The sequence below is a fragment of the Glycomyces sp. NPDC050141 genome (assembly GCF_055586545.1).
This window is the reverse complement of the sequence record NZ_JBVJHZ010000018.1, coordinates 39,451-52,448: the sequence shown is the minus strand read 5'-3', so window position 1 is coordinate 52,448 and position 12,998 is coordinate 39,451. Positions and strand designations below refer to the sequence as shown.

Sequence of the window (12,998 nt, the reverse complement as noted above, 5' to 3'; positions counted from 1 at the left end):
CCGGTCCGCCGCTCCTCTTATCGAGGGCGGCGGACGGAGCGGCCCGGCAGGGCCTCGGTCCGCTTCCCTTCGTCAACGGCCGCTTGACCGTTGACGAACACGTACGGGATACCGGACGCCTGCTGGCGGGGTTCATCGAAGGTGGCGCGGGCGTCCACGGTCTGCGGGTCGAACAGCACGAGGTCGGCCGCGAAGCCCTCCTTGACGAGGCCCCGGTCCTTGAGCCCGAGGGTCGCGGCCGGTCGGCCGCTGAGGTGCGCCACGCACTCCTCTATAGAGAACAGTCCGAGTTCCCGCGTGTAGTGCCCGAGGTACCGGGCGAACGAGCCCCAGGCCCGGGGGTGGATCTTGTCGCCCGCGAGCACGCCGTCGGTCGATCCGGTGTGGACGCCGTGGCGCATGATCGCCTGCACGTTCTCCTCGTTGCCCACGTGCATGAGGCACGCGGTGCCGAACTCGTCGCGTTCGATCAGGTCCAGGAAGAACTGAGAAGGTGCCTGGGCCCCAGCGGCTTCGCTCACGCGCCTGCCGACCAGGCCCCGCAGCTCCGGCCTGGCGACCCCGGCGATCTCGATCCGCGACCAGTCGACCGGGACGCCGTTGGCGCCGTCCGTGCCCTCCACATCAAGCTCGTGCACGATCCGGGCCCGCACGTCCCCGCTGCGCAGCCGCTCGCTCAGGGCCCCGTAGCCTCCGGCGACCGACCAGCTCGGCAGCAGCGCCGCCAGCATGGTCATGCCCGGCAGGTACGGGTACGTGTCGAGGCTGATCGGCAGGCCCTCGTCGAGGCCTTCGTCGATGAGCTTGAGGAGTTCGGCGGCGCGGCCCTCGTTGACGCGGTAGTTCAGAGTGGCGTGTGCGAGGTGCAGCGCGCAACCGGCGCCGCGGCCGATTTCGATCATCTCGGCGTACCCCTCCATCGCGCCCGCGCCGTAACTGCGCTGGTGGGGGCCGAAGTAGCCGCCGTAGCCCGCGACGACCCTGCACAATTCGACCAGCTCAGCGGTCTTCGCGTACATGCCCGGCGGGTAGCTCAACCCGGCCGAGAGCCCGAACGCGCCCTCTTCCATGCCCTGGGCGACAAGGGCTTTCATCGCGTCCAGTTCGGCGGGCGTCGGCTCGCGGTCCTCCCAGCCCATCGCGAGCATGCGCACCGTGCCGTGGGGGACCAGGTAGGCGGCGTTCGTCGGGATGCCCCGGTCGAGGCGGTCGAGGTACTCGCCGACCGTGCGCCAGTCGTAGTCCACGTCGAGGCGGCCGTTCCAGGCGGCGATGGCCTCCCACATCTGCGGCGCGGTCGTCTCGTCCACGGGCGCATAGGAGAGCCCGTCCTGGCCGAGCACTTCGAGGGTGCAGCCCTGGCCGAGCTTCGCGAGGTGGTCGTGGTCGGCGAGGACCGCCAGCTCGGAGTGGGCGTGCATGTCGATGAACCCCGGCGAGAGGACCAGGCCGCCCGCGTCGATCACCCGCCGCCCGTCCAGGCGCTCGGCGCCGACCGCCGCGATGCGTCCGTCCTTGATCCCGACCTCCGCCGCGAACCGGGGCGCACCGGTCCCGTCGGCGACCTCGGCTCCCCGGATCACGATGTCCATTGCGGCCACGCGGCGTCCTCCCTCCATCGGCACGGAGCGTCAGTCTATGCAGGGCAAAGGGTGACCACTAGCGTCATCTCGCCAAGCGGACTAGGCGCCCATGAGTTCACGGAGGGCGTCGACCGCCGGCTTGTTGCCCGGGAGCCACGGCACGGAGTCGAGTTCGCCGGGTTCGAGCCAGCGCAGTTCCGCGTGCTCCTCGGCGTGCGGCTCGCCCGCAGTGAGGACCGCGAAGTAGACGCGCAGCAGGTACCGGCCGTTGCCCGTGGAGAGGTCGCCGCCGACGCGTTCGCCGACTTGGATCTCGACGCCGAGCTCTTCGCGGCATTCGCGCACGAGCGCTTCGGCCTCGGTCTCGCCGGGTTCGACCTTGCCGCCGGGGAACTCCCAGAGCCCGGCGAGCTCGGGCGGGTAGGCGCGGGCGGCGGCCAGGACGCGCCGCCCGTCGCGGATCGCGGCGCCCACTACGATGCGCGGTTCGTTCACCGCAAGAGGATATCGGCCCGGGGCAGGCGTGCGAGGTTGCCACCGTTGCCGGTTTGAGGGCGTTTCGTGATCTTTCGCGCGCCAGATTACGAGCTGTGATCGCTAGTGAGCAACCTGTTGCTCATACGTTCGGATGATGCGGTGTAGACCCTACGGTCAGGAATCGTGTCCACCAGCACAAAACCAGACAAGAACTGTCCCTCGGTAACCGGTATTCCCGATTGATCCTGTTTGCCGGTCTGGACAGAAACTGGGAGACGCGCAAGACTCGGTTCAGAAACGATAAAGATCCGGCGACAATTCAGACACGAAGCCCCCGTGTCCGTCGGAGCCGAATCAGACCACCTTACTGATCGGTCGCGGCCCTGCCCAGGCAGGGCACCGCTTTGCCGGGCGCGGCAGGTCGGACGGCCAGGATGAATGGCGATGGTGCCATATGGGGAGAACGGAGCAAGACGACAACGTGCTGCTGGATGCACTGAGGGAACTCAACGGTTGGGTAGCGGATGACGACGGCCGCCTCTCGCGGTCGCTGCCGCTCGACGATTCCCAGCACGCGGAGCTCGCCGAACACATCAAGATCTTCGCTGACACGCTCGGCGTCAGGCCGGACGTGTCGCGCACCGACGAAGCCACGCTCATCGTGCTCGCCCGCGAAGGCGGCTACAGCCTCACCGACGTGACCTTCGCAGGCCGCGTCGAGACCGCCTACATCACCATCGCAGGCGACCTCGCCGTCCAGGAGATCGCCTCCAAGGGCCGCTTCCGCTGGCTCCGGCGCGGCGAATAACCAGAACCCGCACGGCGGACCGCCGGGGACCCCACCTCTCCGCGCAACCGCCGAAGCAACGAGGCCCGCACGGTAAGCCGTGCGGGCCTCGATCGCTGTTCTGGGGGGCTCAGACGTTGAAGCGGAACTCCACGACGTCGCCGTCGGCCATGACGTAGTCCTTGCCTTCCATGCGGACCTTGCCCGCGGCCTTGGCGGCCTGCATGGTCTTGGCCTCCAGGAGCGCGTCGAAGGACACGATCTCGGCCTTGATGAAGCCGCGCTGGAAGTCGGTGTGGATCTCGCCCGCGGCCTCGGGCGCCGTCGCGCCCTTCTTGATCGTCCAGGCCCTGGTCTCCTTCGGGCCCGCCGTCAGGTAGGTCTGGAGGCCGAGGGTCTCGAAGCCGACGCTCGCGAGGCGGTCCAGGCCAGGCTCGGTCTGGCCGGTCGACTCGAGGAGCTCGCGGGCCTCGGCCTCGTCGAGGTCGATGAGCTCGGACTCGAACTTGGCGTCGAGGAGGACGGCCTGCGCGGGGGCGACCATCGCGCGGAGCTTCGCGGCCAGCTCCTCGTCGGCGACCTGGTCCTCGTCGACGTTGAAGACGTAGATGAACGGCTTCGCGGTGAGCAGGTGGAGGTCGTACAGCAGCTCGGTGTCGAGCCCGGCGGCGAAGATGGTCTTGCCGGAGTCGAGGACCTGCTGCGCGGTCTGGACGGCCTCGAGCTTGGCCTTGGCGTCCTTGTTCATGCGCGCTTCGCGCTCGAGGCGCTTGAGGGCGTTCTCGACGGTCTGGAGGTCGGCGAGGATCAGCTCGGTGTTGATCGTCTCGATGTCGTCGACGGGGGAGACCTTGCCGTCGACGTGGGTGACGTTGCCGTCCTCGAAGACCCGCACGACCTGGGCGATCGCCGAGGTCTCGCGGATGTTGGAGAGGAACTGGTTGCCCTTGCCCGCGCCTTCGGAGGCGCCCTTGACGAGCCCTGCGATGTCGACGAAGGTCACCGTCGCCGGGAGGATCTTCTCCGACCCGTAGATCTCGGCCAGCTTCGGGAGCCGGGCGTCCGGGACGGCGACCACGCCGACGTTCGGCTCGATGGTCGCGAACGGGTAGTTCGCCGCGAGGATCTCCGAGCGGGTCAGCGCGTTGAACAGCGTGCTCTTGCCGACGTTGGGCAGGCCGACGATACCGATGCTGAGTTTCACGAGGGTCAAGTCTAGGCGGGGCCGCGCCGCGGTGTCACGGCGCGACCTGGAGATGTGTGTTAGGCGGCCAGCAGGCCGACGCCGAGGGTCACGACGCCCAGGGCGAGGCTCGCGGCCCCGGCGAAGACGATCGCGATGAAGCGGTTCGGGACGGTGCGGCCCTTGCCCGCCATGGCGGCGAAGAACCCGCCGGACATGAGGACGGCGGCGGCCGGGACCGCGATGCGGGCGGTCCAGCCCCAGAACCCTTCGAGCGCGGTCGCGTCGGCGAGGACCAGCGTGACGAGGCTGAGGATGACGAGGACCCCGGCGTGGGCGTGCCCGGCCCGCGAGAAGGCCTTCTGGAACTCGGTGAAGGGCACCTTGCCCGCGGCGATCTTCAGCAGGAACGTGCCGCCGAACTCGATGGTGACGATGGTGAGCAGGCCGACTCCGGCGATGATGCGGGAGGCGTCGCTCAGGGCGAAAGTGGACTCGAACATCGGGGGCTTCCAATCGTGAGTGGCTTGGAAACCCAACGTACGCGCGAGTCTTGACAGTGTCAAGTTGCTTGCCTAGGCGGACGCAGTGGTGTTTGACACTGTCAAGATCCGCGCTACAGTGGCTCTCGTGACCGATCGCTACCACCACGGCGACCTGCGCCGCGCGCTCATCGGGGCCGCCGTCGAGGCCATCGCCGAATGCGGGCCGAGCGCCCTGAGCCTGCGCGCCGTCGCCAAACGGGCCGGCGTCTCGCACGCCGCCCCGGCCCACCACTTCGGCGACAAGGCCGGGCTCCTGACCGCCGTCGCGGCCGAAGGCTACGACCGCTTCGCCGACGCACTCGACCACGCGTGGAAGGCGACCGGCGACTTTGTCGAGGTCGGTGTCGCCTACGTGCGCTTCGCCATCGACAACAAGGCGTACTTCGAAACCATGTTCCGACCCGAACTGCTCCACGAGGACGACCCCGACCTGCAGCGCGCCGAGGCCCGCTCGAACGCCGCGCTCGTGCGCGGCGCGGGCGAGCAGGAACCCGACGCCGCCTTCAATCCCGACGCGCTCGGCGCCTGGTCCCTCGTCCACGGCTTCGCGGGCCTGCTCATGGGCGGCAACTTCCCGCAGGCCGTCAAGGACGACCCCGAAGCGGCCCTGCGCCAGATCGCCAAACGCGTCCGCTTCGGCCAGTAAGGATGCGCGTCTCCAGCGGCACGGAGCTAAGTCACACACGATTAAGTTGTGCGCAACTTAGTTGTGCACTATCGTCGTCTCCATGGACAAGACGCCCCGGCTCCGAGAGCAGGCCTGCTTCGCGCTGTACACCGCCTCCCGCGCGGTGATCGGCCTCTACCGGCCCATGCTCGACAAGCTCGGGCTGACCTACCCGCAGTACCTGGTCCTCATGGCGCTGTGGGAGACCGACGGCATGAGCGTGAGCGCCCTCGGCGAAGCCCTCCAACTCGACTCCGGCACGCTCTCGCCGCTCCTGAAGCGGCTCGAAGCCGCCGGGTTCGTCGAGCGCCGCCGCGAATCCGAAGACGAGCGCCGAGTCACCGTGCACCTCACCGGGACCGGGGCCGCGCTCGAACGCGAAGGCTGCGAGATCACCCAGGTCGTCGGGTCCGCCGCCGGGATGCCCTACGAGGACTTGGTCGCCCTGCGCGACAAGCTCCACGAGTTCACCGACTCCATCCGCACGTACGACACCACCACCACCACCGAATAGGCAAGGGGAAACACATGGAACAGGCCCTCTACGTCGCGAACGCCGTCTCCTCCGGCGAAGGCCGCAACGGCCACGTCGCCACCGGCGACGGCATCATCGACCTCGACCTGGCCATCCAGAAGGAACTGGGCGGCCCCGGAGGCAAGGCCAACCCCGAGCAGCTGTTCGCCGCGGGCTACGCGGCCTGTTTCCACAGCGCGCTCCAGATGATCGCCCGCGCCGCCAAGGTCGACCTGGGCGACTCCACCGTCGAGGCCTCCGTCGGCATCCACAAGCAGGGCGAGGGCTTCGGGCTCAGCGCGATCCTCGAAGTCGCCACCCCCGGCGCCTCCCGCGACATCGCCGAGGCCCTGGTCGCCAAGGCCCACGAGGTCTGCCCCTACTCCAACGCGACGCGCGGCAACATCGAGGTCGAGGTCGACCTCGTCCACACCGCTTAGGCTTTACGCAGGGTAAGGGAGAGGGCCCGCCGGTCACGGCGGGCCCTTTCTCGTGCCTACTTGCGGAAGATCTTGCGGCCCAACCACACCAGCGGGTCGTACCGGTCGCCCGCGACGCGCTCCTTCATCGGGATGATCGCGTTGTCGGTGATCTTGATGTGCTCGGGGCACACCTCGGTGCAGCACTTCGTGATGTTGCACAGCCCGAGGCCCTGGTCGTCCTGGGCCTGCTCGCGCCGGTCCTCACGCGCGTCCAGCGGGTGCATGTCGAGCTCGGCGGCCCGGATGAACAGGCGCGGGCCCGAGAACGGCGGCTTGTTCTCCTCGTGGTCGCGCACCACGTGGCAGGTGTTCTGGCACAGGAAGCACTCGATGCACTTGCGGAACTCCTGGCTGCGCTCCACGTCGACCTGCTGCATCCGGTACTCGCCCGGCTTCAGGTCCTCCGGCGGCTCGAACGCCGGCATGCTCCGGGCCTTCGCGTAGTTGAACGACACGTCGGTGACGAGGTCGCGCACCACGGGGAACGTCCGCAGCGGCGTGATCGTCACCGTGGCCCCCTCCTCGAAGAGGTTCATGCGGGTCATGCACATCAGACGCGGCATGCCGTTCACCTCCGCCGAGCACGAACCGCACTTGCCCGCCTTGCAGTTCCACCGCACGGCCAGGTCCGGCGCCTGCTCGGCCTGGATGCGGTGCACCACGTCGAGGATCACCTCGCCCTCGTTGACCTCGACGTCGAACTCGGCGAAGTCGCCGCCGTCGGCGTCGCCCCGCCATACCCGGAAGGTCCGCTCGCTCATCCGTCCTCGCCTTCCGCCACAGCGGAGCCGTACTCCGCGGGGGTCATGTACTTGGAGAGTTCCGTGGTGTCGAAGAGCCCCAGCAGCTCCGCCGTCATGGTCGGCACGTCCTGGCGCTCCAGCCGCACCTCGTCGCCTTCGAGCGAGGCCACGAGGTTCACCTTGCGCCACTGCGGGTCCATGCCCGGCGCGTCCTCGCGGGTGTGCCCGCCGCGCGACTCGTCGCGCTCCAGCGCGGCCATCGCGGTCGCGACCGAGCAGACGTACATGTTCCGCAGGTCGAGCGCGAGGTGCCAGCCGGGGTTGTAGGCCCGGCCGCCGCCCGCGCTGACGTTCGCGATCCGCTCCTTCAGCGCGGTCAGCTCGACCAGCGCCTCCTGCAGCTCGCCCTGGCGGCGGATGATCCCGACGAGGCGGCCGTTGATCGACTGCATCGCGTTCTGCAGCGCGAACGGGTTCTCGCCGTCGTTCCCGAAGGGCCGCAAGGCCTCCTCGGCCGCCGCCGCGATCTCCGCGTCCGTGAGCTTCGGCGACTCCGAGGCGCTGGCGTGCTCGGCGGCGTACTCGCCCGCGCGCTTGCCGAACACCAGGAGGTCCGAGAGGGAGTTGCCGCCGAGCCGGTTCGAGCCGTGCATGCCGCCCGAGACCTCCCCGGCCGCGAACAGGCCCTTCACGGCCGAAGCGGTCGTGTCGGCGTCGACCTCGATGCCGCCCATGATGTAGTGGCAGGTCGGGCCCACCTCCATCGGCTCCGCCGTGATGTCCACATCGGCCAGTTCCTTGAACTGGTGGTACATCGACGGGAGCTTCTTGCGGATCGTCTCGGGGTCGCGCCGGGACGCGATGTCGAGGTACACGCCGCCGTGCTCGGTCCCCCTGCCCTCCTTGACCTCCGAGTTGATGGCCCGCGCGACCTCGTCGCGCGGCAGCAGCTCCGGGGGCCTGCGGTTGTGGTCGGGGTCGGTGTACCAGCGGTCGGCCTCCTCGGGGTTGTCGGCGTACTGCGCCTTGAACACCTCGGGGATGTAGTCGAACATGAACCGCTTGCCTTCGGAGTTCTTGAGGACGCCGCCGTCGCCGCGCACCGACTCGGTGACGAGGATGCCGCGGACCGAAGGGGGCCAGACCATCCCGGTGGGGTGGAACTGGATGAACTCCATGTTGACGAGCTTCGCCCCGGCCCGCATCGCGAGCGCGTGGCCGTCCCCGGTGTACTCCCACGAGTTCGAGGTGACCTTGAACGAGCGGCCGATGCCGCCGGTGGCGAGCACGACCGCGGGCGCCGCGACCGCCATGAACCGCCCCGTCGAGCGCCGGTACCCGAAGGCGCCCTTCACAGCGCCGTTCTCGGTGAACAGCTCGGTGATCGTCGTTTCGTCGATCACCTGGAGCTTCGACTCCGGCTCGCCGGCCGCTTCGTCGTCCTGCTGGAGCGAGACGAGCTTCTGCTGGAGCGTGCGGATGAGTTCGAGCCCGGTGCGGTCGCCCACGTGCGCGAGGCGCGGGTACTCGTGGCCGCCGAAGTTGCGCTGGCTGATCTTGCCTTCGGGGGTCCGGTCGAACAGGGCCCCGTAGGTCTCCAGCTCCCAGATCCGGTCGGGCGCCTCCTGGGCGTGGAGCTCGGCCATCCGGTAGTTGTTGAGGAACTTGCCGCCGCGCATCGTGTCGCGGAAGTGGACCTGCCAGTTGTCGTTCGAGTTCACGTTCCCCATGGCGGCGGCCGCGCCGCCCTCGGCCATGACGGTGTGCGCCTTGCCGAACAGGGACTTCGAGATGACGATGACGCTCTTGCCCGCGAGCCGCGCCTCGACGGCGGCCCGGAGCCCGGCCCCGCCCGCGCCGATGACGAGGACGTCGCAGGCGAGGTGCTCGACGTCGTTCATGCCGTTGTCGCTCATGCGCTTCCCCTTACCCGACGAATCGGAGGTCGGTGATCCAGCCGGCGGCGACGGCCATGACGTACAGGTCGGTGAGCGCCAGGGACGCGAGCGTGATCCAGGCCCACATCATGTGGCGGGTGTTGAGCGCGCTGGAGAGCGTCCACAGGCGGTACCTGACCGGGTGCTTCGAGAAGTGCTTGAGCCGCCCGCCCATGACGTGGCGGCAGGAGTGGCAGCCGAGGGTGTAGCACCACAAGAGCACTACGTTGGCCCACAGGACGAGGTTCCCCAGCCCGAGGCCGAAGCCTTCGGGGGAGTGGAAGGCCAGGACCGCGTCCCAGGTGTTGACGAGCGAGATCGCGAACGCCAGGTAGAAGAAGTACCGGTGGAAGTTCTGCATGATCAGCGGGAAGCGGGTCTCGCCGGTGTACTTCGGGTGCCCGTCGGGGACGGCGCACGCGGGCGGCGAGAGCCAGAACGACCGGTAGTAGGCCTTGCGGTAGTAGTAGCAGGTGAGCCGGAACGCCAGCAGGAACGGCAGGCTCAAGGCGGCGTAGGGGATCAGCGGGTGGTCCGGGATGAACCGTCCGAAGTGGGCGGATTCGGGGACGCAGCCCTCGGAGACGCACGGGGAGTAGAACGGCGTCAGGTAGTGGTAGTCGGCGACCCAGTAGTCGCCCTGGTAGAAGACGCGGAACGTCGCGTAGGCGACCCACACGGTGATGCCGAGCACCGTCAGGATCGGGCCCCGCCGCCAGTTGTCGGTCCGCAGGTTCCGCGCGGCGATCGCGGCCCTCGGCGACGAGACGGCACTGTCTTCGGTCGTGGTCATCAGCGCAGGATATCCCCGAACCTGTGACGTAAGTCCATGGGGTGCATCACAATTACGAGCTTTTCTCTTTCTGGGACTGTAGATTGCAAAGTTTGCCTCGATGGCACCACTGTGGTGGAAGTTTCCCCTGTGCTCGCTAGTCTTGGGGCCATGAGCGCACGCGGCCTGCTTTTCGTCCACGCCCACCCCGACGACGAGACCGTCGGCACCGGCGCCACCGTCGCCCACTACGCCGCCCGCCCCGACGCGCACGTCACCGTCGTCACCTGCACCCTCGGCGAGGAGGGCGAGGTCCGCGTCCCGCACCTCGCCGGGCTCGCCGCAGGTGAGGCCGACCAGCTCGGCGGCTACCGCTACTGGGAGTACCGCCAGGCCACGGCCGCACTCGGCGTCACCGACACGCACTTCCTCGGCGGCGTCGCCCGCTACCGCGACTCCGGCATGATGGGCCTGCCCTCGAACGCCCACCCGCGCGCGTTCTGGGGCGCCGACCTCGACGAGGCCGCCGCCGACCTCGTCGCCGTGATCCGCGACCGCGCCCCCGAAGTCCTCGTCACCTACGACCCCGACGGCTTCTACGGCCACCCCGACCACATCCAGGCCCACCGCGTCGCCATGCGCGCCGCCGGCCTCGCCGCCGACCCCGCGTGGCGGCCCGACCTCGGCTCAGCCCACGAGATCCGCAAGGTCTACTGGACCACCATGCCCCGCAGCATCATCGAAGCCCAGTTCGACGCGTTCAAAGGCGCGAGCGACAACCCCTTCGCCGACGCCGCCACCGTCGATGACCTCCCGTTCGGGGTCCCCGACGAGCAGATCGACGCGTGCGTCACCGGCGACCCCGCGAAGAAGCGCGCGGCCATGGCCGCCTACGCCACCCAGATCGCCCCCGGCGACTGGCTCGACGTCCTCGGCGACAAACTCGGCGACGACGCCATCGCCGCCGAGCACTACCGCCTCGTGACCGGCGAGAAAGGCCCCGGCCAGGGCGAACACGGCTGGGAAACCGACCTCCTCGCCTGATTCGGCGGGCCCCTGACCGGGTACCCCCAGACCCTATGGAGATCTTGACCTATCTGGGACCGCTCGCGCTCGCGCTGCTCCTCGGCCTCGCCGTCGGCGCCGAACGCGAATGGCAGGGCAAACCCGCAGGGATGCGCACGCACGGCCTCATCGCCGTCGGCACCTGCCTGTTCGTCCTCGCGGGCCGGTACGGCTTCCCCGAGATCGTCCCCGGCACGCCCGGCGTCGACCCCGCCCGCGTCGCCGCCCAGGTCGTCACCGGCATCGGCTTCCTAGGCGCGGGCGTCATCTTCTTCCACCGCAACATCGTCCACGGCATGACCACCGCCGCCTCGATCTGGTCCACCACCGCCATCGCGGTCGCCTGCGGTGCGGGCCTGTACTGGGCGGGCGTCGCGGTCGCCGTCGCGCAGCTCGCCGTCGTCGCCGGGCTCGCCCCCGTCGAGTCGGTCATCGCCCGCCACGCGAAGCACACCGGACGCCTCCAGATCCGCTACACCAGCTCGGCCGCGCTCGCCGCAGCGCTCGCGCGATGTACAGCGGAAGGGTTCAAAGTCGCCGAGATGCAGGGCGAGGACGGCGACGGCTTCGAGAGGAGCACCGACTTCGTCCTCACCGGCCGCGGCCCGGTCGGCGCACTCACGGTGCAGCTCAGGGAGATCGAAGGCGTCGAAGGAGTGAAGTACCGCGAAGAGGGCGACGACGGTTTCTGAAAGGGCGTGAGCGCGCCCGGCAGGATTCGAACCTGCGACCATTGGATTAGAAGTCCAGTGCTCTATCCAGCTGAGCTACGGGCGCCGGGCGGGCCGCACAGGGCACCGCGCCAGCGGTAAGAATACCCGCAGACCGGTCCGTCAGGGCACCCGGGAGTCCAGAAGAGGGCATGGATACGGGGCGTCGCAAGAACACCCCAAACGATTCTCCGCGACGCCCCGGAATTGCTGACCCGTATCAATGAGTAGTCGCTGCGGGCGGAGGTGTCAAGCGCCGTGCGGCGTGTTGACGCCGATTCGTTATCTCGCCCCCTTGTGGGCGGCAATGCCCGCTATGCGTCCTGACTGCTTGGGGCCCTTGCGGACTTCGCGGGTGAAATCCGACACCGCGGCGGCGACCGGACGCCGATCGGCCTGCGGCCCTGCCGTTCGCGCGAGACCGCCGCCGATGGCGCCGCCGTGCCACACTTGCACCAGAGCCAACCGTGAGGAGCGGGCATGAGCGACGACCAGTCACCGGCCGAAGGCGGTCCGGTCGAGACCAGGGATCAGGCTCGCGGGCCGGTCATCCTGCGCGGCATATCGACCCGGGCCTGGGAGCACCCCGCCGACCGGGGCGCGCTCGTCGCCCTGCGGGAGCTGCGCGGCTTCGACGTCGTCCTCCGCAAGGTCTCCGGCATGATCTCCGAGCGGGCCCTGCGCCTGAGCCTCATGGGCTCCTCCATCCGCGTCGACCGCCACCAGTACTCCCGCGTCTACGAGGCGTACCAGCAGGTCGGCGCCGTACTCGACGCCGCGGACCTGCCGGAGCTGTACATCACCCGCGACCCCGACCTCGGCGGCATGTGCATCGGCATCGACAAGCCGGTCATCGTCATCAACTCCGGTTCGATCGAGCTGCTCGACGATCCCGAACTGAAGTTCCTGCTCGCACACGAGCTCGGCCACGCCCTCTCCGGCCACGGCCTCTACCGCACCCTCCTCATGGTCCTGGTGCGGCTGACCACCTCGGTCGCGTGGATACCGGTCGGTGTCGTCGGCCTGCGCGTCATCACCGCCGCGCTCTACGAGTGGGCCCGCAAGTCCGAGCTGTCGGCCGACCGGGCCGGGGCGCTGGCCGTGCAGGACCCGGCCGCCGCGATCCGCGTCATGGCCAAACTCGCGGGAGGCGGCGACCTGCACGATGTGGACACCGCCGCGTTCCTCGAGCAGGCCAAGGAGTTCGAGACCGGCGGGGACCTGCGCGACAGCTTCCTCAAGCTCATGCTCCTGGAGCAGCGCAGCCACGACTTCGCGGTCGCCCGCGCCGCTGCGATCAAGACCTGGATCGACGACGGCGAGTACCGCGACTACCTCGCCGGGGACTACCCGAAGCGCGAGGACGACAAGGACGCCTCGATCGCGGCCGAGGCCAAGGCCGCCGCGAACTCCTACCGCACCGCGTTCCAGGCCTCGGGCGACCCGCTCGCGAAGGTCCTGAAGAAGGTCCGCGAAGGGTTCTAGACGAACGGAAACGGGCCGGTCCTGAGTGGACCGGCCCGTTTCGCATGT

Annotated in this window: 13 protein-coding genes, 1 tRNA gene and 1 pseudogene; 7 read left to right on the top strand and 8 right to left on the bottom strand. The window is 69.1% G+C overall.

The features are described from left to right. Nucleotides 1–17 precede the first annotated feature (17 nt). Nucleotides 18–1,592, bottom strand: a complete 1,575-nt coding sequence (locus ACZ60M_RS12960) for an N-acyl-D-amino-acid deacylase family protein (RefSeq protein WP_465417751.1) — start codon at nucleotides 1,590–1,592, stop codon at nucleotides 18–20. 90 nt (nucleotides 1,593–1,682) lie between these two features. Further along, nucleotides 1,683–2,078: a (deoxy)nucleoside triphosphate pyrophosphohydrolase gene (locus tag ACZ60M_RS12955; protein ID WP_465417652.1), complete on the bottom strand. Its 396-nt coding sequence runs from the start codon at nucleotides 2,076–2,078 to the stop codon at nucleotides 1,683–1,685. Between the two features lie 436 nt (nucleotides 2,079–2,514). Here ACZ60M_RS12955 and ACZ60M_RS12950 point away from each other — a divergent pair, with 436 nt between their 5' ends. Beyond that, nucleotides 2,515–2,868, top strand: coding sequence for a 4a-hydroxytetrahydrobiopterin dehydratase (locus ACZ60M_RS12950; RefSeq protein WP_465417651.1), 354 nt, complete (start codon nucleotides 2,515–2,517; stop codon nucleotides 2,866–2,868). A gap of 109 nt (nucleotides 2,869–2,977) precedes the next feature. On the opposite strand, the gene ychF is transcribed toward ACZ60M_RS12950, so the two are convergent. Next, the gene (ychF, locus tag ACZ60M_RS12945) at nucleotides 2,978–4,051 is read right to left on the bottom strand and encodes a redox-regulated ATPase YchF (RefSeq protein ID WP_465417649.1); all 1,074 of its coding nucleotides are present in this window, start codon (nucleotides 4,049–4,051) and stop codon (nucleotides 2,978–2,980) included. Nucleotides 4,052–4,110: 59 nt separating this feature from the next. Beyond that, a complete protein-coding gene (locus ACZ60M_RS12940; protein WP_465417647.1) occupies nucleotides 4,111–4,533 on the bottom strand; it encodes a hypothetical protein in 423 nt (140 codons plus the stop codon). Nucleotides 4,534–4,660: 127 nt separating this feature from the next. Here ACZ60M_RS12940 and ACZ60M_RS12935 point away from each other — a divergent pair, with 127 nt between their 5' ends. The 3 genes from ACZ60M_RS12935 to ACZ60M_RS12925 all read left to right on the top strand — a co-directional run bounded on the left by ACZ60M_RS12935 (nucleotide 4,661) and on the right by ACZ60M_RS12925 (nucleotide 6,196). Further along, the gene (locus tag ACZ60M_RS12935) at nucleotides 4,661–5,221 is read left to right on the top strand and encodes a TetR/AcrR family transcriptional regulator (protein ID WP_465417645.1); all 561 of its coding nucleotides are present in this window, start codon (nucleotides 4,661–4,663) and stop codon (nucleotides 5,219–5,221) included. 82 nt (nucleotides 5,222–5,303) lie between these two features. After that, nucleotides 5,304–5,756, top strand: coding sequence for a MarR family winged helix-turn-helix transcriptional regulator (locus tag ACZ60M_RS12930; RefSeq protein ID WP_465417643.1), 453 nt, complete (start codon nucleotides 5,304–5,306; stop codon nucleotides 5,754–5,756). Between the two features lie 14 nt (nucleotides 5,757–5,770). After that, nucleotides 5,771–6,196, top strand: coding sequence for an organic hydroperoxide resistance protein (locus ACZ60M_RS12925; protein ID WP_465417641.1), 426 nt, complete (start codon nucleotides 5,771–5,773; stop codon nucleotides 6,194–6,196). A gap of 59 nt (nucleotides 6,197–6,255) precedes the next feature. Here ACZ60M_RS12925 and ACZ60M_RS12920 read toward each other — a convergent pair. The 3 genes and pseudogenes from ACZ60M_RS12920 to ACZ60M_RS12910 all read right to left on the bottom strand — a co-directional run. Beyond that, a pseudogene (locus ACZ60M_RS12920) lies at nucleotides 6,256–6,999 on the bottom strand (succinate dehydrogenase/fumarate reductase iron-sulfur subunit); the annotation flags it as partial. Then, the gene (locus ACZ60M_RS12915) at nucleotides 6,996–8,882 is read right to left on the bottom strand and encodes a fumarate reductase/succinate dehydrogenase flavoprotein subunit (protein ID WP_465417749.1); all 1,887 of its coding nucleotides are present in this window, start codon (nucleotides 8,880–8,882) and stop codon (nucleotides 6,996–6,998) included. The pseudogene ACZ60M_RS12920 and the gene ACZ60M_RS12915, both read right to left, overlap by 4 nt. 25 nt (nucleotides 8,883–8,907) lie before the next feature. Continuing rightward, nucleotides 8,908–9,711: a hypothetical protein gene (locus ACZ60M_RS12910; RefSeq protein WP_465417639.1), complete on the bottom strand. Its 804-nt coding sequence runs from the start codon at nucleotides 9,709–9,711 to the stop codon at nucleotides 8,908–8,910. Between the two features lie 150 nt (nucleotides 9,712–9,861). On the opposite strand from ACZ60M_RS12910, the gene mshB reads away from it, so the two are divergent. Further along, complete coding sequence (gene mshB / locus ACZ60M_RS12905) at nucleotides 9,862–10,734, top strand: N-acetyl-1-D-myo-inositol-2-amino-2-deoxy-alpha-D-glucopyranoside deacetylase (protein WP_465417638.1); 873 nt, start codon at nucleotides 9,862–9,864, stop codon at nucleotides 10,732–10,734. Nucleotides 10,735–10,769: 35 nt separating this feature from the next. Then, entirely contained in the window at nucleotides 10,770–11,447 is a 678-nt protein-coding gene (locus ACZ60M_RS12900; protein WP_465417636.1) for an MgtC/SapB family protein, read from the top strand. A gap of 11 nt (nucleotides 11,448–11,458) precedes the next feature. Here ACZ60M_RS12900 and ACZ60M_RS12895 read toward each other — a convergent pair. Beyond that, a tRNA-Arg gene (locus ACZ60M_RS12895) sits at nucleotides 11,459–11,532 on the bottom strand. 413 nt (nucleotides 11,533–11,945) lie between these two features. Here ACZ60M_RS12895 and ACZ60M_RS12890 point away from each other — a divergent pair. Further along, a complete protein-coding gene (locus tag ACZ60M_RS12890) occupies nucleotides 11,946–12,950 on the top strand; it encodes a M48 family metallopeptidase (RefSeq protein WP_465417634.1) in 1,005 nt (334 codons plus the stop codon). Nucleotides 12,951–12,998: the final 48 nt, after the last annotated feature.

What these genes read in the sequence shown, in the direction of transcription:
- ACZ60M_RS12915 (WP_465417749.1), bottom strand. Translation starts at nt 8,882, where the DNA reads ATGAACGACGTCGAGCACCTCGCCTGCGACGTCCTCGTCATCGGCGCG.
- ACZ60M_RS12950 (WP_465417651.1), top strand. Translation starts at nt 2,515, where the DNA reads ATGGGGAGAACGGAGCAAGACGACAACGTGCTGCTGGATGCACTGAGG.
- ACZ60M_RS12940 (WP_465417647.1), bottom strand. Translation starts at nt 4,533, where the DNA reads ATGTTCGAGTCCACTTTCGCCCTGAGCGACGCCTCCCGCATCATCGCC.
- ACZ60M_RS12960 (WP_465417751.1), bottom strand. Translation starts at nt 1,592, where the DNA reads ATGGACATCGTGATCCGGGGAGCCGAGGTCGCCGACGGGACCGGTGCG.
- mshB (WP_465417638.1), top strand. Translation starts at nt 9,862, where the DNA reads ATGAGCGCACGCGGCCTGCTTTTCGTCCACGCCCACCCCGACGACGAG.
- ACZ60M_RS12930 (WP_465417643.1), top strand. Translation starts at nt 5,304, where the DNA reads ATGGACAAGACGCCCCGGCTCCGAGAGCAGGCCTGCTTCGCGCTGTAC.
- ACZ60M_RS12910 (WP_465417639.1), bottom strand. Translation starts at nt 9,711, where the DNA reads ATGACCACGACCGAAGACAGTGCCGTCTCGTCGCCGAGGGCCGCGATC.
- ACZ60M_RS12900 (WP_465417636.1), top strand. Translation starts at nt 10,770, where the DNA reads ATGGAGATCTTGACCTATCTGGGACCGCTCGCGCTCGCGCTGCTCCTC.
- ACZ60M_RS12890 (WP_465417634.1), top strand. Translation starts at nt 11,946, where the DNA reads ATGAGCGACGACCAGTCACCGGCCGAAGGCGGTCCGGTCGAGACCAGG.
- ACZ60M_RS12925 (WP_465417641.1), top strand. Translation starts at nt 5,771, where the DNA reads ATGGAACAGGCCCTCTACGTCGCGAACGCCGTCTCCTCCGGCGAAGGC.